Source organism: Thermithiobacillus plumbiphilus (assembly GCF_038070005.1).
Taxonomy (GTDB): domain Bacteria; phylum Pseudomonadota; class Gammaproteobacteria; order Acidithiobacillales; family Thermithiobacillaceae; genus JBBPCO01.
Genome location: NZ_JBBPCO010000012.1, coordinates 1 through 22,726, shown reverse-complemented (window position 1 = coordinate 22,726; position 22,726 = coordinate 1). Strand labels below are relative to the sequence as shown.

General features: G+C 60.0%; 24 protein-coding genes and 1 riboswitch. Of the genes, 13 read left to right on the top strand and 11 right to left on the bottom strand.

The genetic code is table 11. The features are described from left to right. The first annotated feature begins 65 nt into the window (after positions 1-65). Genes WOB96_RS11755 through WOB96_RS11745 form a run of 3 tightly spaced genes read left to right on the top strand, consistent with a single transcriptional unit; the run spans position 66 to position 2,586 of the window. Positions 66-749, top strand: coding sequence for a class II aldolase/adducin family protein (locus WOB96_RS11755; protein ID WP_341371489.1), 684 nt, complete (start codon positions 66-68; stop codon positions 747-749). Positions 750-755: 6 nt separating this feature from the next. Next, entirely contained in the window at positions 756-1,121 is a 366-nt protein-coding gene (locus WOB96_RS11750; protein WP_341371488.1) for a helix-turn-helix transcriptional regulator, read from the top strand. Then, positions 1,105-2,586 carry a DHA2 family efflux MFS transporter permease subunit gene (locus WOB96_RS11745; RefSeq protein WP_341371487.1) on the top strand — a complete coding sequence of 494 codons (1,482 nt, stop codon included), beginning with the start codon at positions 1,105-1,107 and terminating at the stop codon, positions 2,584-2,586. The genes WOB96_RS11750 and WOB96_RS11745 overlap by 17 nt, the downstream gene beginning before the upstream one ends. Before the next feature lie 45 nt (positions 2,587-2,631). Here WOB96_RS11745 and soxB read toward each other — a convergent pair whose 3' ends face one another. The 10 genes from soxB to WOB96_RS11695 all read right to left on the bottom strand — a co-directional run bounded on the left by soxB (position 2,632) and on the right by WOB96_RS11695 (position 12,786). Continuing rightward, positions 2,632-4,344: a thiosulfohydrolase SoxB gene (soxB, locus tag WOB96_RS11740; RefSeq protein ID WP_341371486.1), complete on the bottom strand. Its 1,713-nt coding sequence runs from the start codon at positions 4,342-4,344 to the stop codon at positions 2,632-2,634. Between the two features lie 23 nt (positions 4,345-4,367). Then, positions 4,368-4,931: a DUF302 domain-containing protein gene (locus WOB96_RS11735; RefSeq protein WP_341371485.1), complete on the bottom strand. Its 564-nt coding sequence runs from the start codon at positions 4,929-4,931 to the stop codon at positions 4,368-4,370. Positions 4,932-5,001: 70 nt separating this feature from the next. Continuing rightward, on the bottom strand, positions 5,002-5,832 hold the full coding sequence (gene soxA / locus WOB96_RS11730) for a sulfur oxidation c-type cytochrome SoxA (RefSeq protein WP_341371484.1): 831 nt from the start codon (positions 5,830-5,832) through the stop codon (positions 5,002-5,004). Positions 5,833-5,886: 54 nt separating this feature from the next. Continuing rightward, the gene (soxZ, locus tag WOB96_RS11725; protein ID WP_341371483.1) at positions 5,887-6,222 is read right to left on the bottom strand and encodes a thiosulfate oxidation carrier complex protein SoxZ; all 336 of its coding nucleotides are present in this window, start codon (positions 6,220-6,222) and stop codon (positions 5,887-5,889) included. A gap of 37 nt (positions 6,223-6,259) precedes the next feature. Further along, positions 6,260-6,763: a thiosulfate oxidation carrier protein SoxY gene (soxY, locus tag WOB96_RS11720; protein WP_341371482.1), complete on the bottom strand. Its 504-nt coding sequence runs from the start codon at positions 6,761-6,763 to the stop codon at positions 6,260-6,262. A gap of 31 nt (positions 6,764-6,794) precedes the next feature. Beyond that, positions 6,795-7,280 (bottom strand): sulfur oxidation c-type cytochrome SoxX, encoded by a 486-nt coding sequence (soxX, locus tag WOB96_RS11715; RefSeq protein WP_341371481.1) that lies wholly within the window; start codon positions 7,278-7,280, stop codon positions 6,795-6,797. A 239-nt stretch (positions 7,281-7,519) separates the two neighbouring features. Next, positions 7,520-8,884 (bottom strand): sigma-54-dependent transcriptional regulator, encoded by a 1,365-nt coding sequence (locus tag WOB96_RS11710; protein ID WP_341371480.1) that lies wholly within the window; start codon positions 8,882-8,884, stop codon positions 7,520-7,522. Beyond that, positions 8,853-10,364: a sensor histidine kinase gene (locus WOB96_RS11705; protein WP_341371479.1), complete on the bottom strand. Its 1,512-nt coding sequence runs from the start codon at positions 10,362-10,364 to the stop codon at positions 8,853-8,855. The genes WOB96_RS11710 and WOB96_RS11705 overlap by 32 nt, the downstream gene beginning before the upstream one ends. A gap of 86 nt (positions 10,365-10,450) precedes the next feature. Then, complete coding sequence (locus WOB96_RS11700; RefSeq protein ID WP_341371478.1) at positions 10,451-11,320, bottom strand: phosphate/phosphite/phosphonate ABC transporter substrate-binding protein; 870 nt, start codon at positions 11,318-11,320, stop codon at positions 10,451-10,453. A gap of 14 nt (positions 11,321-11,334) precedes the next feature. Beyond that, positions 11,335-12,786, bottom strand: a complete 1,452-nt coding sequence (locus WOB96_RS11695) for a M48 family metalloprotease (protein ID WP_341371477.1) — start codon at positions 12,784-12,786, stop codon at positions 11,335-11,337. 82 nt (positions 12,787-12,868) lie between these two features. Here WOB96_RS11695 and moaC point away from each other — a divergent pair, with 82 nt between their 5' ends. Then, on the top strand, positions 12,869-13,375 hold the full coding sequence (gene moaC / locus WOB96_RS11690; protein ID WP_423229741.1) for a cyclic pyranopterin monophosphate synthase MoaC: 507 nt from the start codon (positions 12,869-12,871) through the stop codon (positions 13,373-13,375). Between the two features lie 16 nt (positions 13,376-13,391). On the opposite strand, the gene WOB96_RS11685 is transcribed toward moaC, so the two are convergent. Continuing rightward, positions 13,392-13,700 carry a hypothetical protein gene (locus WOB96_RS11685; RefSeq protein ID WP_341371476.1) on the bottom strand — a complete coding sequence of 103 codons (309 nt, stop codon included), beginning with the start codon at positions 13,698-13,700 and terminating at the stop codon, positions 13,392-13,394. A gap of 167 nt (positions 13,701-13,867) precedes the next feature. Between WOB96_RS11685 and WOB96_RS11680 the strand changes: the two genes are divergently transcribed. The 9 genes from WOB96_RS11680 to WOB96_RS11640 all read left to right on the top strand — a co-directional run. Then, the gene (locus WOB96_RS11680) at positions 13,868-16,726 is read left to right on the top strand and encodes a molybdopterin oxidoreductase family protein (protein WP_341371475.1); all 2,859 of its coding nucleotides are present in this window, start codon (positions 13,868-13,870) and stop codon (positions 16,724-16,726) included. Positions 16,727-16,748: 22 nt separating this feature from the next. Next, positions 16,749-17,441: a 4Fe-4S dicluster domain-containing protein gene (locus tag WOB96_RS11675; RefSeq protein ID WP_341371474.1), complete on the top strand. Its 693-nt coding sequence runs from the start codon at positions 16,749-16,751 to the stop codon at positions 17,439-17,441. Positions 17,442-17,453: 12 nt separating this feature from the next. Further along, the gene (locus WOB96_RS11670; RefSeq protein ID WP_341371473.1) at positions 17,454-18,392 is read left to right on the top strand and encodes a dimethyl sulfoxide reductase anchor subunit family protein; all 939 of its coding nucleotides are present in this window, start codon (positions 17,454-17,456) and stop codon (positions 18,390-18,392) included. 41 nt (positions 18,393-18,433) lie between these two features. Further along, positions 18,434-18,550, top strand: a riboswitch (molybdenum cofactor riboswitch). A gap of 47 nt (positions 18,551-18,597) precedes the next feature. Continuing rightward, positions 18,598-19,596, top strand: a complete 999-nt coding sequence (gene moaA / locus WOB96_RS11665) for a GTP 3',8-cyclase MoaA (RefSeq protein ID WP_341371472.1) — start codon at positions 18,598-18,600, stop codon at positions 19,594-19,596. 97 nt (positions 19,597-19,693) lie between these two features. Next, positions 19,694-20,017 (top strand): rhodanese-like domain-containing protein, encoded by a 324-nt coding sequence (locus WOB96_RS11660; protein WP_341371471.1) that lies wholly within the window; start codon positions 19,694-19,696, stop codon positions 20,015-20,017. A gap of 116 nt (positions 20,018-20,133) precedes the next feature. Then, positions 20,134-20,364, top strand: a complete 231-nt coding sequence (locus WOB96_RS11655; protein ID WP_341371470.1) for a sulfurtransferase TusA family protein — start codon at positions 20,134-20,136, stop codon at positions 20,362-20,364. A 53-nt stretch (positions 20,365-20,417) separates the two neighbouring features. Further along, positions 20,418-20,888 (top strand): sulfur carrier protein DsrE2, encoded by a 471-nt coding sequence (gene dsrE2, locus WOB96_RS11650; RefSeq protein WP_341371469.1) that lies wholly within the window; start codon positions 20,418-20,420, stop codon positions 20,886-20,888. Between the two features lie 62 nt (positions 20,889-20,950). Beyond that, positions 20,951-21,634 carry a 4Fe-4S dicluster domain-containing protein gene (locus WOB96_RS11645; RefSeq protein WP_341371468.1) on the top strand — a complete coding sequence of 228 codons (684 nt, stop codon included), beginning with the start codon at positions 20,951-20,953 and terminating at the stop codon, positions 21,632-21,634. Between the two features lie 43 nt (positions 21,635-21,677). Beyond that, on the top strand, positions 21,678-22,726 hold a 1,049-nt coding region (locus WOB96_RS11640; protein ID WP_341371467.1), incomplete at its 3' end, for a heterodisulfide reductase-related iron-sulfur binding cluster.

Sequence of the window (22,726 nt, the reverse complement as noted above, 5' to 3'; positions counted from 1 at the left end):
GCCATGCTGCCTGCATACTCTAACAGGTGTAAATTACACTATTGTGAATCCTGGAGAGAATGCAAATGGAAAACACGCAGCTTGATACCGTAAAGCGGCAGTTGATCACCGTGGCCCGTCAGCTCGCTGAAAAGGGGCTGCTGTTCCGTGGCGAACACGCCAATCTCTCGGCGCGCATTGGTGAACAGGTGCTTCTCACGCGCGGCGGGCATGTCAGCCAGCTCGGCAATGATGACTTCGTCCTGCTGGATATGAACGGAAAGGTCCAGACAGGCAGTCTCGAATCCACCAATGCCGAAATCGTCGACATGCACACCCGTGTCTATCAGGTTCGACCGGATATCGGCAGCATCATTCACTGTCATGCGCCGCATGTGACCGCCTTTGCCGTGGCCCAGCAGCCTTTGCCCCTGGCCTACGAGCCGCTGCTGCGCTTTGGCCACGCCGAGCCGACCCCGGTGGTGCCCTGGGCACCGCGTGGTTCCACGGCCTCGGTGCAGGGCATCATCGATGCCGTGGATGGGCATCCGAGCCTGCAGGCGGTGATGCTCGCCAACCACGGCGTCCTGGCCTTTGGGCGGGACCCGATGCTGGCTGCCCAGTTCCTGGCGACCCTGGACGAGGCTGCCGAGCTGGTCCTGGCAGCGAGCTTGCTCGGTGGCGCCAAGCCGCTTCCGGCCGCGGCCTTCGAAGAGGTGCAGGCCCGCATGCGCCAGTTTGCCGGAACACCGGGCGCAGCCGTTCACTAGCCCGCCATGCCACGGACACCACGGACGGGTAACCGCAGCCGCCACCTGCCGGCCTTCCTGCTGCTCTTCCTGCGCGAGGGGCCGGCACATGGGGCGATACTGAAAACCCGGCTCGACCAGTTGTTGCCAGAGTTGGGCATCGAGGCAGGCGCCATCTATCGCACTTTGCGAGATCTGGATGAGCGGGGTGCCCTGGTTTCGACCTGGCAGCCGAGCGAATCGGGGCAGGCGCGGCGTATCTATTCGCTCACCGAGAAGGGACAGGCAGAACTCGCCTGCTGGCAAGCCGACATCCGCCGGCGCCTGCGGGCCCTGCAGACCTTTCTCGATCTCTATGAGCGGGGAGGAGAGCATCATGAATCAGCCGGATGACAGCTCGCTGCGGTCACGGCTGGCCAGTTCCGCCATCTATCCCTGGCTGGTGTTCGCCACCGTCGCCACCGGGACCTTCATGGTCAATGTCGATGGCAGCATCCTCAACATTGCGCTACCCGTATTGCAGCAGGAGTTCGGGGTCGGTCTGGCCCGGCTGCAATGGGTGGTTTCCGGTTACCTCCTGGTGATCACCGCCATCCTGCCCGCCATGGGCGGGCTCTCCGACCGTTTCGGACGACGCAACTTCTATATCAGCGGCCTGGTGTTCTTCAGCCTGGGTTCTCTGCTCTGCGCCCTCGCCACGTCCCTGGACCAGCTCATCGGCTTTCGGCTGGTGCAGGCCCTGGGGGGCGCCATGATGATGGGCAACGGCATGTCCATCATCATTGGCGTGTTTCCCACCGGACAGCGGGGCCGAGCGCTTGGCACCATTGGCAGCGTGGTCGCCGTCGGCGCCCTGGCAGGACCGCCCCTGGGCGGCGTGCTGATCGATCAGTTCGGCTGGTCCGCGATCTTCTGGATCAATGTGCCCATCGGCCTGATCGCGATTGCGCTGGGATGGCTACTGCTGCCCGTGGGCGGCGGAACGGGTCGCGACACGCGCTTCGATAGCCTGGGCGCATTTCTGTTTTTCGTGGGCATGAGCAGCCTGTTGCTCTTTCTTTCCAATGGCCATCTCTGGGGTTGGCTGAGCGCCTATAGTGTGGTGAGCCTGATGGTGGCCCTGCTCGCAGGCGTGCTCTTCATCCGCCAGGAACTGCGGGTGGCTGCCCCCCTGATCGATCCAGCCCTGTTTCGCCGTCTGAGTTTTTCTCTGGGGCTCACCGCCGCCTATCTGTCTTTCGTGATCCTGAGCTTCCCGGCATTGCTGCTGCCTCTATACCTGACCCGGGTGCTTGACATGCCCCTGCCGGAAACCGGCTGGATCATGAGCGCGCAGGCCCTGGCCATGATGCTCAGTGCGCCTGTGGGCGGCTTGATCGCTGACCGCTATGGTTACAGCAAACCGGCTGCCGCCGGGATGGGACTGATTTTCCTGTCGCTGCTATGGATGGCGAGCTTTGGCCTGCACACGCATTACTTCCAGGTGCTGGGCAGCTTGGTGCTGTTTGGCCTGGGCTTGGGGCTCTTCTCGTCTCCGAACAATACCGCCGTGCTGGAAAGCGCGCCGGCGGAAAAGGCGGGGCTGACCGGCAGCCTGCTGGCGACGGTGCGCAATTTCGGCCGGGTCAGCGGCGTGGTCTTTGCCGTGCTGCTGTTCGGTGACGCCGCCACCAGCACCCTGGCTCCCGCCAGCTTTGCCCGGCATACCGGCTTGGTGCTGGGGTTCGCGGCCGCACTCAGTCTGGTGGCGCTGCTGTTGTCGCTGGGGCGGATGCGGATCCGCAGGGCACCCAGCCACAAGGGAATGCCGGTCGATACGATCGAACCTGAAAGCCCGCCGCCAGGCCGTATTCGATGAAATAAAAAACGGCGCGATTCGCGCCGTTTTTCCGTTCCAAGCTGATCAGATCTTCATGATGCCGGGATCATTCGGCTCGATGCCGATCAGGCGCGGCCGGCTGAGTTTCTCAACCTTGACCGTCTTCTGCTCACGCAGCCAGCCGGCCACCAGGTCCCAGATTTCCTGGCCACCCTGCTGCGGCTGCACGCTGGCCCAGCCCGCCACCTTGTACTTCTTGCTGGCTTCCACCGCTTTGCCGCGGATCTGCAGGTTCTGGATGCGCTTGCCGATCGTCGCGGTCGGATCCATGGTGTAATCGATGCCGCCCACGCGCACCATGTCGCCACCCTGCTGATAATAGGGGTCCGGGTTGAACAGATTGTCGGCAACGTCTTCCATGATGTCCTTGATCTGGGCCCCAGTGAACTCGTTCAGGGTCACGATGGGGTAGGTCAGGGCCGTCTGGTCCATGACGTGCTCCATGGTGATCTGCTGGCCGGGCAGTACCGTGGTGCCCCAGCGGAAACCGGGCGAGAAGGCCGCTTCGGCATTCTTGACATCCATCAGGGCCTGCACGATGAGCTGGTCGAAGGTGCCGTTGAAGTTGCCGCGCCGGTACAGAAGATCCTCGCTGACCGCCAGCTTCTCGGTAAGCTTTTCCTTGTAAGGCGCGCGTACCTCGTTGATGAGCTGCTGCATGTCCGGATCGGCCTTGATCAGGTTGGAGAACACCGGCAAGAGGGTGTATTTGTAGCCCTTCACCTTGCCCTTGGCGACATCCAGATCCAGGCGCGACAGGAACTTGCCGTTCGAGCCCGAGTTGATCACCAGGGTCTTGCCGACCACGACCGGCTGCGGGATGGCATCATGGGTGTGACCGCCCAGGATCACGTCGATGCCCTTGACCCGGCTGGCCATCTTGATGTCCACGTCCGCGCCATTGTGCGAGAGCACCACCACCACGTCGGCCTTCTCGTCCTGGCGCACCTTGTCCACCATGCGCTGCATGTTCTCGTCCTGAATGCCGAAGCTCCAGTCCGGGATCAGATAGCGGGGGTTGGCGATGGGCGTGAAGGGGAAGGCCTGGCCGATCACGGCAATGCGAACGCCATTGCGTTCCTTGATGACATAGGGCTTGAACACCGGGTCGCCGAAGGCATTGTCCTTGATGTTCTGCGCCAGGAAGTCAAACTTTGCCTCGTTTTCCACCAGTTCCTTCACGCGGTCCTGGCCATAGGTGAACTCCCAGTGGCCGACCATGCTGTCCACGCCGAGCTGGTTGCAGGCCTTCACCATGTCCAGGCCCTTGGTCCAGAGTGAGGTGCCCGAGCCCTGCCAGGTATCACCGCCATCGAGCAGCAGCGTGCGCTTGTCATTCTCGGCGCGATAACGCTTGACCAGCGTGGCGAGATGGGCGAAGCCGCCAACCTTGCCATATTTCTGCGCGTCCTCGACATAATCGATGGGCGTGTAGGCATGGCTGTAGATCGAGTTCGGCTGGACCTTGAAGTAATCCAGGAAGGCCTTGCCGACCAGGTGTGGGGGGCGGCCCTTGGCGTTGCCGACACCAATGTTGGTATCCGGTTCACGGAAATAGACCGGCATCAACTGCGCATGGCAATCGGTGAAGTGCAGCAGGGTGACATTGCCATAGGTCGGGACTTCATAGATATCGCCGGGCATCTTGCGTGCAGCGAACACGCTCTCGGGACGGATCACGCCGGCGGCCCCGGCGATCGCCATCATCTGCAAAAATTCTCTGCGGGAAAGACTCATGGGCTCGATCCTTGTTCTGCTCTCTAGAAACTGCCTTCCTTGGCCTTGGACATGATGTACAGCATGTCCGACTCGATGCGCTCGGCGATCTTGCGGGTTTCCTGCGGGAAATTCTTCAGATGGGTCAGCGCATAGGTGGGACGATAGGTCAGCAGCTTGTACTTGCCATTCTTTCCATAAAGGATGATCTTGCAGGGCGCAAAGGCACCGAACTCGGGCGCGCCCTTGATGATTTCAGCCCCAAGGCCAAGGTTGCAGACTTCATAGATCATGTAAGGGTCCTTGGCCTCAAAGCCCCGGCCCTTCATGCCTTCCTGTATGTCGAGCTTGTTGACGATATTCATGTTGCGTTCCTGAGAGGCCAGTTCCAGCCCCTGCCGAACGTCCTCCAGGCTGACGCCCTGGTCTACATCTACCTGATACAGCGGGTCCTTGGGGTCGATGGCGGGCATGCCCTCGGGTACCTTGACGCTGCTGGCAAGCGCGGTCGCGGCGGCCTTGCCACCGTGATGGTCCGCCAGAGCGGCGGGTGCGGCCAAGCTCAGGCTCAATCCCAGGATCACGCCGGATAAAATGGTGTTGCGCATGGAAGGTAGCATGGTAGCCTCTCGTGGAAAAAAGCCCGGCAGGGCCGGGCTGGCGATGGTTGGAAATTGACTACTTTCGATAACCGGGCACCTCGATGGGCAAACCGTTGCTCATGTAGGTGTGGAAGAACTCCAGGTTTCGGTAGTTTTCACTTTCAAAAGGCTCAGGCTTGGCGCGAACCTGGGAATTGCAGCCACGGTAGCGATTCTGCAAGGTGCCTACCCGGTTCCAGGCGCCGCGATAGCTCGGAAAGTGGTTGGTCTGGCCCATGGTCATGGAAAGCAGGTCGGCGCGGATGTGCTTGCCGGCATTGTCCACGTGACAGGAGGCGCAGGAGAAATTGAGCTGGCCGCGACGCGTGTAGTAATACTGCTTGCCAGCCTCATACTTGGCCAGGGCTTCCTTGCCACTCACCTTGACGTTGACCGGCATGCCGTTGGACAGTGACTTCAGGTAGGTTTCCAGCGCGACGATCTCAGGCTTGCCGTATGCCAGCGGCTTTTCACCGTTGGCTTCCCGGCACATGTTGATGGTCATCGGCAGCGTCACCACCTGCTTGAGCTTGGCGTCATACTGCGGATAGCCGGTAGCCACGCCCTTGCCGCCATTGGGATAGCAGCTTGCGTAGGTCTTGCCGTTGGCAAAGGGCTTGCTCCAGGCCTGCTTGCCCTCATCGAGCGTCATGTCACCCGGATTGAACTCCATGGCGGCATCGAACTGCGCCTTGAGGTCCGGATCCAGGGCATAGGCACCCAGGTTGTAGTCCTTGTAATCAAGATTCGGAAACTTCTCTTTATAAATCTTCTTCAATGCCTGGAAGTCCTGCTCCGGCGTGGCCTGAGCCGGTGCCATAGTCCCCAACATGCCCAGTGCACTGAATGCGATCAACCATTTTTTCATGGCTTTTCCTCTCTGGTGGTGCGGGATGGCTTGCGCCATCCCTGGACTTCATTATCAGGAGACCTGAACCTTGGCCTCTTCGCTCCAGCTACCGCCTTTGTTATCGGTAAAGGTCAGTTTCAGGGTGCCGCTTTCTTCCGGCTTGATGTAGAAGGACAGAAAGGGATTCTTGCTCACGCCCACGCCCCAGTCCGCTTCCATCACTTTCTTGCCGTTATATTCGGCGCTGACCTGCTGGATGAAATGCTCGGGGATCTTCTCACCGGTCTTGGTGTCCTTGCGCTGTCCGGTTTCCATGGGATGTAGAATCAGCGCACGCACCTGGATGGCCTCGCCCTTCTTGGCACTTTCCGGTACACGAATTTTCGGGTTGCCCATTTGCTCTGCCATGATCGTGTCCTCTAAATTGGCTTGACTGGAAGGAGGATTAACCGCCGCAGCCGCCGATGGTGACCTTGACTTCCTTGGCGGCCTGCATCAGTTCGCCCTTGTTGGTCTTCACCACGGCGCGGACATTGGAGGTCTTGCCCATTTTGATGCGGGTGCTGACCTCGGCCTTGCCGCTCATGGGTGTCAGATGGAAGCTGGCAACCAGGGGCGCTGGATTGCCCTCGGCAAAGATGAAGATGTCCGAGACATAATCATCGGCCGTCATTGGCGAATCCGTCGATACGGTGATGGGCACCACGGCGCCATTCTCGGCGATGGTCGGGGCCTTGATGTCGACCTTGCCTTCCGGCACCTGCGTGGTGCCCAGCACGTCCTGCATGGCTTTGTCGAGCTTGTCGGCCTTGAAGGCATTGGCGGGCCATTCGGCGGCCATGGCGGCCGGAACTTTCAGCAGGCCGGTGCCGGCGGCAGCCACCAGTGCGCCAGTGGCCAGGCTGCTCCGCAGAAAGTTGCGACGCTTGAAATTGATGGAATTTTCCACGGATGTGCTCCTTATGGTATTCGTGAGGAGATTACAGTGACCAGATATAGTCCACGACCTTTTCCAGCTCGTCTTCGGTCAGGATGCGATGCAGTCCGAAGGGTGGCATGACCGTATTGGGGTTGTTCTGCATGGCGTTGTAAACCTGTGCATGCAGGGCTTCCCGCTTCGGGAAACGTTGCTTCATGGAGATGCCCTCATAAGGAAGGGCCGGGCCGATGTTGCCAGGCATGTCGCCTCCGGGCAAAGCATGGCAGGCAAGGCAGTTGCCCTTGGAGCGGTCAAACGCGATTTTCCTGCCTTCCTCGATCCGCGCTGCCATGGAGCTGGCGTCGCCGCTAGTCGGCTTCACGTATTTTTCCGTTTGGGCCGGTGTAGACACTGAAGGGTTGCCAATCGCCGGGGTGGGTCCTGCCTTCTGATGCTCGGCGGCGATGGCCACCTGACCCGCAACCGCCATTCCCAATACGCCTGCTGTTACACAGGTCCCAAGCAGTCGTTGCAGAGATTGTTTCATTAAGCTCTCCTCAATCGGTGGTCATCCAGTCCTATCTGCTACCAGCGTAGGCTGTGGACTAAATCGGATTATGCATTTCGCGTGCCAGAGCCAGATAAATTGGTTCTGGACGGACTTTTTGAGTGTAGACGATATTTTTCCGGGTTGCGGATGCCGTTAAGGATGGGGAAAGAGCCGGATTTGGCGTGGAAATGGGAGTGGATCAAAGAAAAGCTGTCCCAAATGGGACAGCTTTTGGTCTAATCCGCGTCGTCCAGCGGATCGTCCCGCTCGCGCTCGGTGAAAAGGTTGAAGTTCTTCATCTTGGTCCGTAATTGCTTGCGGCTGATCCCCAGAATCTGCGCCGCCCGGCTCTGGTTGCCCTGGGTTTGCTCCAGGGCCCGCACGACGGCCTGACGCTCCATGCCTGGCAGGTCACTGGGCGCCACCTCGAGTTGCGGGGTGGCTTCGCGGCGGCGGCGAATGTGCTCAGGAAGATTGTGCAGATCGATTTCGCCACCCCGGGTCAGGACCACCGTGCGCTCGATCATGTTTTCCAGTTCACGGATATTGCCTGGCCAGTCATAGGCCGCGAGCGCCTCCATGGCTGAAGGCATGACTTTCATCGGAGCCCGACCTACCGCCTCGCACACCTGTGTTACGAAGTGGCTGGCCAGCAGGGGGATGTCACTGCGCCGCTCCCGCAAGGCCGGCAGATGTACCGGAATGACGTTCAGGCGGTAAAAGAGATCCTCCCGGAAGCGATTCTCCTCGATGGCCCGCATGAGTTCCACATTGGTTGCGGCAACCAGCCGGGCGCGGAAGGGAATGCGCTGGTGGCTGCCAAGCCGGGTCAGCTCGCGTTCCTGCAGCGCGCGCAGTAGTTTTACCTGCATTGCCAATGGCATGTCGCCGATCTCGTCGAGAAACAGTGTGCCCTGTCCGGCCGCTTCGAGCTTGCCGATCTGGCTGCGGGTGGCCCCGGTAAAGGCCGCCTTCTCGAAGCCAAACAGCTCGCTTTCCACCAGTTCCAGGGGAATGGCGGCGCAGTTCACCGCCACGAAGGGTTGTTCCGCGCGTGGGCTGGCCTGGTGAATGGCGCGTGCCACCAGTTCCTTGCCGGTGCCGGATTCTCCCGTGATGAGTATATTCGAGGGGGCAGGGGCGACCAGCTCGATGGTTCCCAGGAGTTCCTGGATGGCCGGGCTTTCCCCGATGATGCCGTAGTTCTGGCTGCTGCGAAGCACGGGAAGGGGCTGGCCCCTGCGGCTCAGGATCTGGCGAAGGATGGCCAGCAATTCTCCTTCATCAACCGGCTTGGTGAGATAGTGCTCGGCACCGGCCTTGATTGCTTCCACTGCATGCTGGATCTCACCGTAGGCCGTGGCAATCACGACCGGCAATTCCGGCCAGCGTTTCTTTATCTCTCCCAGCATTTCCATGCCGCTCATGCCGGGCAGGCGCTGATCGCTCAGGACCAGGGCAGGATGCTGCTGCTCGATCAGGGACAGTCCCGCCTGCGCATCCTCGGCTTCCAGGGTGTCGAAGCCCTCGGCCTGAAGCACGGCCGCCAGTACGCGACGCAGATTGCGTTCATCCTCCACGATTAGAATTTGCTGCCGCATGGTACTGATTTCCTGCTGGTTTGACGGAATGGAGATGCATCACGAAATGCGCGCCTTCCGTATTGGGTTTCAATTCCACCAGGCCATCGTGCACCATGGCCACCTTGGCGACGACCGCCAGGCCTAGTCCGTTGCCCTTGGCCTTGGTGGTGATGTATGGCTTGAAGATTTCCTGGGCCCGGGCCGGGTCGATGCCGGGCCCGTTGTCCCGCACACTCAATGCAACGCCCTCATTACCTTCGGGAATGGCACTGATCTCGATGCGCCCGCCATTGTGCAGGGCATCGATTGCATTGAGAAGCAGGTTGCTCAGGGCCTGTTCGATCAGACTGCTATCGAGGTTCAGGGTATAACCTTCAGGACAATGATAGCCCACCTTGAGCTGTTTTTGCTCGATTTCGCAGGTGTGCCGTTGCACACTGCGGCGGATGAGATCGCAGACACTCACCGGCTCCGGGTTCAGTTTATAGGGGCGACCGAAGTCCAGGAAGCCCTCGGTCATCTTGTAGAGTCGCTGAACCTCTTCCTCGATGATGCCGACGAATTCCTGCTTGTCGCCAAGATGCCCATAGCGGGCCAGGTAGCGCGCCGCGCCGCGCAGTGAGGAAAGCGCATTGCGGATCTCGTGCGCGACCTGCGCCGACATCTCGCCGATGGTGGCCAGGCATTGTACCGCCTGCTGTTTTTTGTTGAGCTGATCGAGTTGCTGCAGATACTGGTTCAATTGGCGTTCCAGCTGATGGAAGCCCGCTTCCAGGCGCACGATTTCATCGCCATGCCGGTTCGGTTCCGGGTTCTCGCCGTCCGGCAGTAATTTCAGCCTCGTCTTCATGCCCTCGACCTCCTCGGCAAGCCGCAGTATCGGGCGGGTCACAAAGCCGCTCACCACAAAGGCCCCGATCAGGCCAAGCAGGGTGGCGAGCGCACCCAGCAGCACGAGACGCTGTACCGTGGTATCCAGACGGTGCGATACCACTGAAGTCAGTTGGGCATCGTCGAGGTGCAGAAAGGCTAGCCCGAGCACGTCGGACCTGACCATGATGGGTGTGTGCAGGTTGCCGCGCACCGGACAGCAGGGCCGGTCGGTTTCCAGCACCACAGGATTGCGCGTGCGCTGGTATGCCCGCAGGATGGCGCTCGCTTCCGGATGAATCAAGCCGAGCCGGGATATATCCGTGCTGGCAACGATGATTCCCCGGGTATCCACGATTTCCGCGGCGCGTACGGAAGGATTTTTGCGGAGCTGCTCCACCTGATCGGTCAGATCGCTCAGATCCTTGAGCAGCACGGCATTCGCCGCGCTGGCAGCGAAGGTGCGGGTCATGCGCATGTTGTCATCCCCAAGCTGGTTGAGCATTTCCCGGTGAACCGAGGTATAAAGTACCGCGGAAATGGTCGCGAAGATGACCACGACCAGCAAAAGGACGTAAATGGCGCTTTTGGTGCGAAGGTTCAAGTGATGAAATGCAAATCGGGGCATGGGCGCACCTGTTGTGGCGCGTGCAGTGAAAATTACATTGTAGTCCGACGCCGGAATATTTAGAAGTTGGAGCAACGGGTGCCGGCTTAGAGGGGATCGTCTCCGAAACGCCGTTTCATTTCACGTATCACGTCATACTGGCTGTCGTCCGCGGCTACGAAGTCGAAGGCACCGATGCGCGGGCGATTGTATCCGGCAAGCTGCCCGGTCGGCGTCTGCGCTCCCAGCAGGGCGCGCCTGATCTTCTGTTGCAGGCCCGCCGGGACCAGGGCGTTTGCCGCAATCAGATCAGGGGGGGAATCCTGTGAATAGAGTACTGCCCGGAGAATTCCCTTGCTGATGAACGGCTGGGCCGTGCTCTCGCTGCTGGCGGTCACATCATACAGTCTGGCCGCAACGGCCATCAGGGCAGCCTGGTCTGACCCGGTCTTGCGGGTTTCGAGAAAATCGTCAAGCGTGATGCCCTCCCGCTGCAGCATGGCGCGTGGGATCAGGAATGATGCGGCACAGGCCACATTGCCCAATGCCAAGCTGCGCCCCTTGAGGTCCGCAACGCGATGAATGGGGCTGTCGTGGCGAACCAGGATGACACTGCGATTTCTGCTGGATGGTTCGGTGATGCCAGCCACTGGCGTGTAGGTGCTTTTCTGCGTGACGGTCACGTAGTTCAAGGGACAGAAATAGGCCAGTTGTGGCACCGGCTCGCTGACCTTGCTGCTGAAGTCCTCCAGATTGCGGCTCAGCACCAGTTGCACTGGCTGGCCGCTTTTCCGCGAGAGATAATCCGCGAGCGGCTTGAAGCGGGCATACACCTGGGTAGGGCTGTCGAGTGGCGGGATGAGCAGGCGGATGGACCCGCTTGCGGCCAGACTGGCCTGCGACAGCAGCATTTCGGCCATGATCAGCAGCATTGCTGAAATCAGCACCATCAGTGTTCGATTTTCGCGCCGTTGCATGCCCTTTGCCCATGTCAAGTTTTGTCTTTCCCCTGGGGATTGCCGGAACGCTTCATTTCCACCATGCGCGCATCGATGGCCGCTCGCGCCTTCGTGTCGTTTCCGGAGATCGAACGCGCAATCTCCAGTTGCTGGATGGCGGAAGGCAGTGCGCCAGTCAGAAAATAATATTCAGCCAGGGCGCGATGGGCCTCGGACTTGTTCCCGGCCTTATCCAGTGCCCGGGCCAGCAACTGCTGGTAGAGCGCATTTTGCGGGTGTTCGCCCGCAAGCTGCCTTGCCATGCCGACCGCTGCCTGTTCCTCGTCAGTCTCAAGCAAGGCCTGTGCCAGGCCCGCCCGTGCCAGTGTCGAATCCGGGTGGGCTCTCTGGAGCTGACGATAGGACTTCAGGGCCGATGCATATTTGCCGCTGTCAAGAAGGATCTCTGCCAGGGCCGCCTGATATGCGAATACCGATGGATGCTGCCCGTTCAACTGTTCCAGCCGGGCTATTGCTTCTTTGTACTGGCCCTTTTGAGCCAGCGCCAGACCCAGACCATAGCTCCCGAGCTCCTTTTGATAACTGTCCTGGCTACTGGCCTGTATCCTGAAAAATGAAACGGCTTCATTGGGTGTCATCGAGAACGCGCGCACCCGGGTCTTGAATCGGTCAAAGTCGTGATCCTGTTCAGGATCGGGCCGTTTTCCGGACAACTGTTCCGCCCGGTTGCGGGTGTCGGCAATACGGTCCAGGGTCAGGGGATGCGTGCTCAGAAACTCCATCGGGTTGCCGCCCTGCAGTCTGCTCCAGTTCTGCAGCTTTTCGAAGAAGGCCGGCATGCCTTCCGGATCATAGCCCGCGCTGGCCAGGGCCTGTATCCCGATCCGGTCGGCCTCGCGCTCGAAATCCCGGCTGAACTGCAACTGGTTCTGTATCCCATAGGCAGTGGAGGCCGTCATCGCCGCCTGCCCGGCCTGGCCTCCACCGGCCGCGGACAGCAGGATGCCTGCGAGCATCGCCGCCAGCATGGGCCACTGCATGCGTTGACTTTCATCGATGGCGCGGGAGATATGCCGCTGATTGATGTGCGAAAGTTCATGCGCAACGACACTGGCCAGTTCGCTGGCATTATCGGCCGCCAGCACCAGGCCGCTGTTGATGACGATATAGCCGCCGGGCGCAGCAAAGGCGTTGATGTTCGGGTCTTTCACGAGTATGAACCGGTAATGCGTGAACGGCGGGTTCATATGCTCGAGCAGGCGGTAACCCATGCTGTGCAGGTAATCATTGATCTGATCATCATGCATGATGTCCAGCCCGCTACGCGCCTCCTGCATGAACTCCTTTCCGAGCGCCTTTTCTTCGGATAGGCTAAGTGCCCCCGTCGAGCCACCGAGGTCTGGCAGTTGCAGATCATTGGAGGCATGCACTGGCGTTGCCAACAGTGTGGTACTCAAGGTCAGTGCAAGCAGGATGGTGCGCATGAGGCTGTATCCTTCAGGTAAGCGGTCGGGGTGCGCGGGACAGTGATCAGAGCGGTCCTTCGGCCTTGTGGAGATATTAGACATGAATGACGACGAACTGGAAGGGTTGACGCATTTTGGCAGCGAGGGACAGGCTCGCATGGTCGAAGTCGGAGAAAAGGCCGAAACGCAGCGTACCGCCACCGCGCAAGGCCTGATCGAGATGCATCCGGACACCCTGGCGCGCATCCGCGCCGGCCAGATGGGCAAGGGGGACGTGCTGGGGGTGGCGCGGATCGCCGCCATCCAGGCCGCCAAGCGTACCCACGAACTGATCCCGCTCTGTCATCTGCTGGGCTTGACCGGTGTTGATGTCGAGTTCTCGGACCAGGACCAGCCGGCTGCCGTGCGTTGCCAGGTGACCACGCGGACCAGGGGGCGCACCGGGGTGGAAATGGAGGCCCTGACAGCCGTCAGCGTGGCGCTCCTGACCATCTATGACATGTGCAAGGCCATCGACCGGGGCATGGTCATGCGGGATATACGGCTGCTGGAGAAGCAGGGTGGGAAGACGGGGTTGTGGCGGGCGGATGCGGGGAATGCCGAATAGCATCCCCCGGTTCGTTTCAGGCCTTGCCGAGATTGGGTGCGGAACTGGCGTGAAACATGGTGGTGCGGCTCTTCCAGATCTTCTCGTCGAGAATGGCATTGGGCAGGGTGAACCGGAACTCGGGGTCCACACGCTCCGTCTTCACGATCTTCAGGACATCGGCATAGGGCAGCTTGCGCAGCAGGCCCTCCTTGTCGCGGGCGCGCACGATCATGCTGTCCTTGAACAGCTTGTAGACATAGAAGTTGCCTGGACGCAGCTTGCCGTCTTCGTCACGCCAGGTGACCGTCACCCGGGTATGCTCATTGAAATCTTTCTGTTCCACGAATCGCTCTCCTGAATGCTGGACTGGTGCAAGTATAAAGGTATGCTACCGGAGCCCGTCATTTCAAATAAGGTGGGCTTATCACAAAATCAAAAAAATTAAATTGTTTTATTGGCTTGCAGCCGCCAGAATAAGTCTAGGTTTTTCCAAAGGTTACCGAGGTTTCCATGCCATCCGGATTGAAGTTCGAAGATCATAGCAAACAGCAGATCAAGTATACCACCTGTTACATGTGTGCCTGCCGCTGTGGCATCAAGGTAACTCTGGAGGACAACAAGGTCCGCTTCATTCAGGGCAACCGGGATCATCCCATCAACCGGGGAGTACTCTGCGCCAAGGGTTCTGCGGGCATCATGAAGCAGTATTCGCCGGCCAAGCTGCGCAACCCCTTGCTGCGCAAGCCGGGCAGCGAGCGCGGCAGCAGCGAATTCGTCGAGATATCCTGGGACGAGGCGATCAACCTGCTGACCGATCGCCTGGCCAAGATCCGCGCAACGGATCCCAAGAAGCTCGCCTTCTTCACCGGTCGCGACCAGATGCAGGCCCTGACCGGTCTCTGGGCGCAGCAGTACGGCACGATCAACTGGTCGGCCCATGGCGGTTTCTGTTCCGTGAACATGGCTTCGGCCGGGCTGTACATGCTTGGGCATGCCTTCTGGGAATTCGGCGATCCTGACTGGGACCTGACCAAGTATTTCATGCTCTGGGGCGTTGCCGAGGATCACAACTCCAATCCGATCAAGATCGGTCTGGAGAAGGTCAAGCGCAACGGCGCCAAGTTCGTGTCCATCAACCCGGTGCGCACCGGCTACTCCGCCATTGCCGACGAGTGGGTACCGATCCGGCCCGGCACTGACGGCATGCTGGCGCTGTCCATGGTGCACGTGCTGCTGTCCCGCGAGCTCTTCGACTGGGAGTTCATGGTGCGCTACAGCAACGCGCCCTTCCTGGTGGTCGACACCCCCGGCAAGCCCGGGCATGGCCTCATGCTGCGTGACGCCGACGGCAAGCCGCAGGCCTTCGACATGGAGAAGCAGGCCATCATCAACGGCATGCAGGCCGACATCACGCCCGCGCTCTTTGGCGAATACACCGCGCCCGACGGGCGCCCGGTCAAGACCGTCATGACCCTGCTGGCCGAGAAATATCTCGACGAGCAGTATGCGCCCGAGAATGCCGCCAAGGTCTGCGGTCTGTCCGCCGAGACCATCGAGCGCCTGGCCCTGGAAATGGCGCATGTCGCCTTCAAGGAAACCATCGAGATCGATTGTGAGTGGACCGACTGGGCTGGTCGCAAGCAGACCAAGTTCATCGGTCGTCCGGTGAGCATGCACGCCATGCGCGGCATCTCGGCGCATAGCAACGGCTTCCAGGCCGCGCGTGCCATTCACCTGCTGCAGGTGCTGCTGGGCACCATCGACGTGCCGGGCGGGTTCCGCTCCAAGGCGCCTTACCCCAAGCATGTGCCGCCACCCGTCAAGCCGGCCAGGGACATGGCGCCCAATACGCCGCTCAAGTCGCCGCCGCTGGGCTTCCCGACCGCGCCCGAGGATCTGGTCATCGACGCCCAGGGCAACCCGCTGCGCATCGACAAGGCCTATTCCTGGGAAGCGCCGCTGGCCAATCACGGCCTCATGCACATGGTGGTCACCAACGCGGTGAACGCGGATCCGTATGCCATCGACACCCTGATCTTCTTCATGGCGAACATGTCGTGGAACTCCACCATGAACACCAAGAACGTCATGGACATGCTCAGGAGCAAGGGCGAGGACGGTGAATACAAGATTCCCTTCCTGGTCGTGGTCGATGCCTTCCAGTCGGAGATCGTCAGCTTCGCGGATCTGGTGCTGCCGGATACCACCTATCTGGAGCGCTACGATGCGATCTCGCTGCTGGACCGGCCAATTTCCGAGCCGGATGCCCCGGCGGACTCCATCCGCCACGAGCTGATTAAGCCCGACCGCAATGTCCGGCCCTGGCAGGAGGTCATGATTGATATCGCCGGAAGGTTGAAGTTCCCGGCCTTCACCAAGGAAGACGGCACGCCCAAGTTTGCCGGCTACAAGGATTTCATCATCAACTACCAGAAGTCGCCCGGCATCGGCTTCCTGGCTGGCTGGCGCGGCAAGGACGGCGAGAGCCACATGGTGGGCGAGCCCAATCCGCTTCAGTGGGAGAAGTACATCGAGAACGGCGGGTTCTTCCAGTATCACCTGCCGAAATCGATGCACTACTACAAGTTCGCCAACCGCGATTATCTCGAGTGGGCCAAGAAGGTCGGGTTCAATGGCTCAAGTGATCCCATCGTGTTCGAGCTCTACTCCGAGACCCTGCAGAAGTTCCGCCTGGCCGGCCAGGGGCTCTACGATGGCCCGAAGCCCACGGATCCGGCGGATCGCGAACGTCTGGTCAAGTACTTCGACCCGCTGCCGGATTTCTACAAGCCGCTTGAGGAGCAGCGCGTTGACGAGGAGGAGTATCCCTTCCACGCCATCAACCAGCGTCCGATGATGATGTATCACTCCTGGGATGCCCAGAATGCCTGGTTGCGCCAGATCGTTGCCCAGAACTTCCTGTACATGAATCGGGAGCAGGGCGAGCGCATGGGCATTCAGGACCAGGCCTGGGTCTGGGTCGAGTCGCACAACGGCAAGATCCGGGTGCAGGTCAAGCTGATGGAAGGCGTGCAGGAGAATACCGTCTGGACCTGGAACGCCATTGGCAAGCAGTCGGGTGCCTGGGGCCTGAAGGATACGGCGCCGGAAGCGACCCGTGGCTTCCTGATGAACCACCTGATTTCCGAACTGCTGCCGGCAAAGCAGGGCGAGCGCCGCCTGACCAATTCCGACCCGGTCACCGGGCAGGCTGCCTGGTACGACCTGCGCGTCAAGGTCTATCCGGCAGCGCCCGGAGAAGAGGGCGTCTGGCCCACCTTCGAGACGGTCAAGCGCGTACCGGGCCAGGAAGACCCGGTCGATGTGCTCCGTTATCACACGCACAAACCCGTCAACCTGAAATCCTGATGACGGGTGTAGAGAGGCAATCATGAGACTTGGTTTGGTAATTGATCTGGACGTTTGCGTGGGTTGCCACGCCTGTGCCGTGGCCTGCAAGGAGTGGAACACCTCCGGCACCACGGCCCCGCTGACCGACTACGACCCCTATGGGGCGAAGCCGAGCGGCGTGTGGTTCAACCGCATCCGTCACTATGAAGTGGGTGACTACCCGAACAACAAGACCATCAACTTCCCGATGTCCTGCATGCACTGCGAGAACGCGGAGTGCGTGACGGTCTGCCCGACGGGTGCTTCGCACAAGCGCCCTGAGGACGGAGTGGTGCTGGTGGATCAGAGCAAGTGCATGGGCTGCAACTACTGCTCATGGGCCTGTCCTTATGGCGCGCGCGAACTCGACCGGGTATCGGGCACCATGAAGAAATGCACGCTCTGTATCGACCGCATCTACGACATGCAGATTCCTGAAGAAGAACGGCAACCGGCCTGTGTGCTGACCTGTCCGGCGCATGCCCGCATGTTTGGCGATCTCGATGATCCCAACAGCACGGTCAGCAAGGCCGTTCGCAACCGTGGTGGTTATGCCCTGATGCCGGAACTGAACTACCGGCCGACCAACCACTACCTGCCGCCGCGCAACCGGCCGAGCATCGTCGTGGACAACAAGGCCCCCAGCCTCAAGAGCAAGATCAAGGACTGGGCCAACCGGGCCGTTCAGCGTTAAAAGGGCTAGCACATGCACGCATCGATTTCGACCATCTTTCTGACACTGTTTTCCGGGGCTGGCTTCGGCCTCATGAGCCTGACCATCCTGGCCAACTGGCTGCGCCTGGATGGCGGCCTGTCGGTCATGGAAACCCTGGTGGCTGGCGTGCTGGCACTGGTCTTCGTGACCATCGGCATGATCTCCTCCACCTTTCACCTGGCCAACCCGAAGAACGCCTGGCGGGCATTTAGCCGCTGGCGCACTTCCTGGCTGGCGCGCGAAGGCGTGTTCGCCGTTGCCTTCTATCCTTTCGCACTGCTGTATCTGGGCGCGATCTGGCTGTGGCAGGATGCGCTGAATCCGGTGGCGCTCATCGGGGGCGTCGGCGCCCTGCTGCTCAGTCTGGCGACCGTGTTCTCGCAGGGCATGATCTACGCCTGCCTGCGCACCATCCGCCAGTGGAACACGCCGCTCATTCCCACCGCCTTCCTTTTCATGGGCTTTGCCCTGGGCGCCACGACGCTGGCAGCGGTGCGACTCTACACCGGCGCGGGTGCGGGTGCCCTGGTCACCATGGCGGTGGCACTGACCGTCGCTGCCGCCATCGTCAAGGCGATCTATTACTACTGGATTGCCCAGCCAGGCGGTCCAACCATCAATACGGCAATCGGCTTTACCCGGGCCAAGGTGCGTCTGCTGGATCAGGGGCATACGGCTGGAACCTTCCTGACCGAAGAGTTCGGCCATGTCGTTGCACCGCAGACAGCCGGCATCCTGAAAGTCGTGGTCTTCGTGCTCGGATTTGCCGTGCCAGGCTGGTTGCTGGTCAGTGCCCTCTATACGGGCAATGCCATGCTGGGTGCCATCGCGGTGCTCTCTGCCTTCCTGGGGATCTACGTCGAACGCTGGCTGTTCTGGACCGAAGCCCAGCACGTGGTAAACCTCTACCATGGACGCCAGCAGTGCTGAACTATATCAGGGAAATCTGATCCAAATTATAGTCATGTAATCTAGACAACCTACTCCGAGCCCTCTTCCCTAAGGCCATGAGCGCTATGGGACCGGGGCCGGGGTCAGGCTGGAAACGGCCTGGCCTTCCCTTGAAAAGGAGTTTGCTTCATTGGCCATATCAGCATCCATGTCATGCGAGGGTGGCACTCACTCTGGCGGGGGCATGCATACCCCCTTTCTGTCGGACCGCTTCGGACGGCGCATCAACTACGTCCGCATTTCCATCACCGAACATTGCAACTTCCGCTGTGTTTACTGCAGTCCGGCCGAGGGAACACCCTATTTCGATCGGGAAGACCACCTGAAAGCCGCGGAATATGACCGGCTCCTGCAGATCTTTGCCAGGCTCGGCGTGCAGCACGTGCGTCTCACGGGAGGGGAGCCACTCATCCATCCGGGTCTTCTCGACCGGGTGAGGTGTGCAAAGCGTGCTGGCATCCCCAAGGTGAGCCTGAGCACGAATGGTTATCTGCTCGATCGGCTTGCCGGCGCCCTGGCCGAGGCCGGGGTTGCCAGGATCAACGTTAGCCTGGATAGTCTGGAGGCAGACCGCTTCAACCGCATCACGCGAGGCGGGAAACTGGGGCGGGTTCTGGCGGGCTTGGATGCGGCGCGTCAGGCGGGAATCCCCTCCATCAAGCTGAACGTGGTGCTGCAAGGCCAGGACAGTCTGGACGAGCTGCCGGACCTCGTGGAGTACGCAAGGCAGCACCGGTTCGACATCCAGTTCATCGAAACCATGCCGCTGGGGATGGCAGGTACCGCCATCCTGGCGAGCGACTACGTCTCCGTTGCCGCAGCGAAACAGCGTCTGGAGCGGCATTGGCGTCTTGAGCCGGTTCAGTCGCCAGGCGATCAGGGGCCGGCCAGGGCGCACCGTCTGGAAGGCTCGGACATCCGCGTTGGTTTCATCAGCCCGATCAGCGAAAATTTCTGCAGTACCTGCAACCGCGTGCGCCTGACCGCAGCGGGCCGGCTTGTCTTCTGCCTAGGCCAGGAGGCCGGTCTTGATCTCCTGCCCTTGCTGCGGCAGGACCCCGATGACGCCGCCATCGCCTCGATGATCCGGGAACGGGTCTGGTTCGAAAAACCGGAACGACATTTCTTCAATGAGGATCAGAGCCGGTCGGCCCGCGTTTACATGATGCGACTGGGTGGATGAACGGCTTGAGAATATTAGCGAATGGCGCTATGATTACTTATTTATTTCCTGCCAGGGAAGGCAGGGTGCGAAGGCTTGAGAACGGCTAGGAGCGCTCATGTACGGATTCAGGGAAATAGACGCGAGTCAGCTCAAGACCTGGCTTGATGAAGGCAAGGAAATTCAGCTGGTCGATGTGCGTACGCCTGCAGAAATGGCAAGGGGGATGATTCCTGGAGCCACGGCGTTGCCGCTTACGGTTTTACCCTTGAAGACGGGCGAGCTGAGCAAGGATAAGCCGGTGGTGTTCTACTGCATGAGTGGTGGGCGCTCGGCGCAGGCCGCAGCCTTTCTGGCAAACCAGGGCTATCCGGAGCCAGTCAGCCTGCGGGGTGGCATCACGGCCTGGTCACGCAGTGGCTATCCGGTCGCGCAGGGTTGATTGCTGGCGAGAATAAGTCTGGCTTATCAGCAAATCAAAATTTTTAGATTGTCTTGCCAATGGTCCGTGTTACATTTTCATGACCTATCTACCCACCAAATCATGGAGTATGCAGAATGGTACAAGAAGATAAGCTGTTGGATGCCCGTGGCCTGAATTGCCCGCTGCCCATTCTTCGCACGAAGAAGGCCCTGGGTGAGCTGAGCGCAGGGCAGGTGCTCAAAATCGTGGCAACCGATCCAGGTGCCGTCAAGGACTTTGAGGCCTTCTCCAAGCAGACCAAGAATCCCCTCTTGGAGCATAGTGAAGCCGGCGGCGAATACACCTTCTTCATTCAGAAGGCCTAAAGCCACGGTATGGCGGGGACAGGTGCAGGCCTGCCCCCTATAAGGAGATCAAGATGGACGAGAAAAAGCTGGCAATCATTGCAACCAAGGGCACACTGGATTGGGCCTATCCGCCTCTGATCCTGGCTTCGACGGCTGCGGCGCTGGGTTACCAGACTGAAATATTCTTCACATTTTACGGGCTTCAAATCCTGCGCAAGGATCTGAGCCACCTCCGGGTCAGCCCGCTGGGCAACCCCGCCATGCCGATGCCGATTCCCATGCCGAATCTCGTCCAGATGCTTCCAGGCATGGAAGCCATGGCCACGATGATGATGAAGAACAAGATGAAGGCCAAAGGCGTTGCCAGCCTCGAAGACCTCCGGGAATTGTGCATTGAAGCTGATGTAAGGATGATCGCCTGCCAGATGACAGTCGATCTTTTCGAGTTCGACAAGCGCGAGTTCATTGAAAATGTCGAATTCGGTGGAGCCGCGATGTTCTTCGAATTCGCAGGTGAGTCCGATATCTGTCTTTACATTTGAGGTGAGCGGGGGGCCGGACAGGCTCCCCGTTTGCGCTTGAGTAGAAAGCCGAGGAGTACGAGATGGCGACATATGCCGAAATGAAAGAAATCTTTGACGAGATCCGCCAGGATTTTCGTTATGACCACGAGCTGAATGGCTGTCTCAACTGTGGTATCTGTACCGCTACCTGTCCCTCAGCCCAGTTCTACGATTATAGCCCGCGTGAAATCGTTCAGTTGCTGTGGACTGAAAACGTGGAGCAGATTTATGACGCGATGCAGGAAAAGATCTGGGCCTGCGCCCAGTGCATGACCTGTGCCGCGCGTTGCCCCTTCAAGAACAGCCCTGGTGGTCTGGTGATGATCATGCGCGAGGTTTCCATTCGCCATGGCATGCAGTCCGCCAAGGATGTGTTGCGACCCTTCGGCCGCGTGATGCTGAAGCTGATCACCACCGGCAATCAGCTCTCTCCCGACATGATCCAGCCGGACCACTTTCCTGACTGGGGCCCGAACATCCAGAAGGTGGAAGGCGACCTGAAGACCCTGCGCAAAGCCATCCCGGTGCGCACGCTGCAGACCACCGACACCGCCTGGGAAGTCTCGCTGAAGACTTCCGTGGAAATGTACACCATCTGGGAAATGACGGGTGTGCTGAAGTCCCTGGAAACCATGGACGAGAATCTCTACGACGTAATCGAGGACTTCATCGACGAGAAGCGCGAAGATTACGAAGATTGGCTGGAAAGTCAGGAAGAAGATTGATCCGATCCGGATTTCCTGAAGACTGGCATAAAGGAGTCAACGAATGAGCAGCAATGACAAGATCAAGGGCACGCAGGCAGCCGACCAGGGCTTGGCGGGTCACGGGGCGTTTTTCCAGGCCACGAATCTGAATGCGCAGGAAGCCGAAGCGGCGACGGCCTGGGTGCGCAAGCACGTGGACCGGCGCACAGTGGATCTGGGCGAGCGCATGGATGACGTGCGCGAGCACATGTGGGAACTGGAGAAGGAAGGCGAGATCATCGTCCACCGCATCAGCGACCAGCACCAGCCGCAGGTGGTCAACACCCTGTTTGGCTGGGAGAAGCGCATTCCCACCAACAACCTCTGGCACCACAAGAGCTGTGGCCAGTGCGGCAACATCCCGGGCTACCCCACCAGCCTTTTGTGGTTCATGAACAATCTGGGTCTGGATTATCTCGACGAGACCGACCAGACCTCCTGCACCGCCTGGAACTATCACGGTTCCGGCATCGGCAACGTCGAGAGCCTGGCCGCCGTGTTCCTCAGAAACTTCCACCAGGCCTATGTCTCCGGCAAGCAGCACGGCCATGAGCTCGGTCACTACTATCCCCTGGTGCACTGCGGCACGAGCTTCGGCAACTACAAGGAAATCCGCAAGTATCTGGTGGAATCCGCCGAACTGCGCGAGAAGGTCACCAAGATCCTCGGCAAGCTCGGGCGCCTGGTGGACGGCAAGATCGTCATCCCCGAGGAAGTGGTGCACTACTCCGAGTGGCTGCACGTCATGCGCAACCGCATAGCCAGCGAGCTGCAGACCATCGACGTCTCCCACATCCGCGTCACCATGCACGCCGCCTGCCACTACTACAAGATGGTGCACGAAGATGCCATCTATGACCCCAACATCCTCGGTGGCAACCGCACCGCGGTCGGCAGCTCCATGGCCCAGGCGCTGGGCGCGCAACTGATCGACTACTCCACCTGGTATGACTGCTGCGGCTTTGGCTTTCGGCACATCATCAGTGAGCGCGAGTTCACCAGAAGCTTCACCATTGATCGCAAGATCAAGGTGGCCCAGGAAGAGGCCAAGGCCGACGTGATGCTCGGCAT

What these genes read in the sequence shown, in the direction of transcription:
- WOB96_RS11755 (WP_341371489.1), top strand. Translation starts at nt 66, where the DNA reads ATGGAAAACACGCAGCTTGATACCGTAAAGCGGCAGTTGATCACCGTG.
- WOB96_RS11750 (WP_341371488.1), top strand. Translation starts at nt 756, where the DNA reads ATGCCACGGACACCACGGACGGGTAACCGCAGCCGCCACCTGCCGGCC.
- WOB96_RS11745 (WP_341371487.1), top strand. Translation starts at nt 1,105, where the DNA reads ATGAATCAGCCGGATGACAGCTCGCTGCGGTCACGGCTGGCCAGTTCC.
- soxB (WP_341371486.1), bottom strand. Translation starts at nt 4,344, where the DNA reads ATGAGTCTTTCCCGCAGAGAATTTTTGCAGATGATGGCGATCGCCGGG.
- WOB96_RS11735 (WP_341371485.1), bottom strand. Translation starts at nt 4,931, where the DNA reads ATGCGCAACACCATTTTATCCGGCGTGATCCTGGGATTGAGCCTGAGC.
- soxA (WP_341371484.1), bottom strand. Translation starts at nt 5,832, where the DNA reads ATGAAAAAATGGTTGATCGCATTCAGTGCACTGGGCATGTTGGGGACT.
- soxZ (WP_341371483.1), bottom strand. Translation starts at nt 6,222, where the DNA reads ATGGCAGAGCAAATGGGCAACCCGAAAATTCGTGTACCGGAAAGTGCC.
- soxX (WP_341371481.1), bottom strand. Translation starts at nt 7,280, where the DNA reads ATGAAACAATCTCTGCAACGACTGCTTGGGACCTGTGTAACAGCAGGC.
- WOB96_RS11710 (WP_341371480.1), bottom strand. Translation starts at nt 8,884, where the DNA reads ATGCGGCAGCAAATTCTAATCGTGGAGGATGAACGCAATCTGCGTCGC.
- WOB96_RS11705 (WP_341371479.1), bottom strand. Translation starts at nt 10,364, where the DNA reads ATGCCCCGATTTGCATTTCATCACTTGAACCTTCGCACCAAAAGCGCC.
- WOB96_RS11700 (WP_341371478.1), bottom strand. Translation starts at nt 11,320, where the DNA reads ATGCAACGGCGCGAAAATCGAACACTGATGGTGCTGATTTCAGCAATG.
- WOB96_RS11695 (WP_341371477.1), bottom strand. Translation starts at nt 12,786, where the DNA reads ATGCGCACCATCCTGCTTGCACTGACCTTGAGTACCACACTGTTGGCA.
- moaC (WP_423229741.1), top strand. Translation starts at nt 12,869, where the DNA reads ATGAATGACGACGAACTGGAAGGGTTGACGCATTTTGGCAGCGAGGGA.
- WOB96_RS11680 (WP_341371475.1), top strand. Translation starts at nt 13,868, where the DNA reads ATGCCATCCGGATTGAAGTTCGAAGATCATAGCAAACAGCAGATCAAG.
- WOB96_RS11675 (WP_341371474.1), top strand. Translation starts at nt 16,749, where the DNA reads ATGAGACTTGGTTTGGTAATTGATCTGGACGTTTGCGTGGGTTGCCAC.
- WOB96_RS11670 (WP_341371473.1), top strand. Translation starts at nt 17,454, where the DNA reads ATGCACGCATCGATTTCGACCATCTTTCTGACACTGTTTTCCGGGGCT.
- moaA (WP_341371472.1), top strand. Translation starts at nt 18,598, where the DNA reads ATGCATACCCCCTTTCTGTCGGACCGCTTCGGACGGCGCATCAACTAC.
- WOB96_RS11660 (WP_341371471.1), top strand. Translation starts at nt 19,694, where the DNA reads ATGTACGGATTCAGGGAAATAGACGCGAGTCAGCTCAAGACCTGGCTT.
- WOB96_RS11655 (WP_341371470.1), top strand. Translation starts at nt 20,134, where the DNA reads ATGGTACAAGAAGATAAGCTGTTGGATGCCCGTGGCCTGAATTGCCCG.
- dsrE2 (WP_341371469.1), top strand. Translation starts at nt 20,418, where the DNA reads ATGGACGAGAAAAAGCTGGCAATCATTGCAACCAAGGGCACACTGGAT.
- WOB96_RS11645 (WP_341371468.1), top strand. Translation starts at nt 20,951, where the DNA reads ATGGCGACATATGCCGAAATGAAAGAAATCTTTGACGAGATCCGCCAG.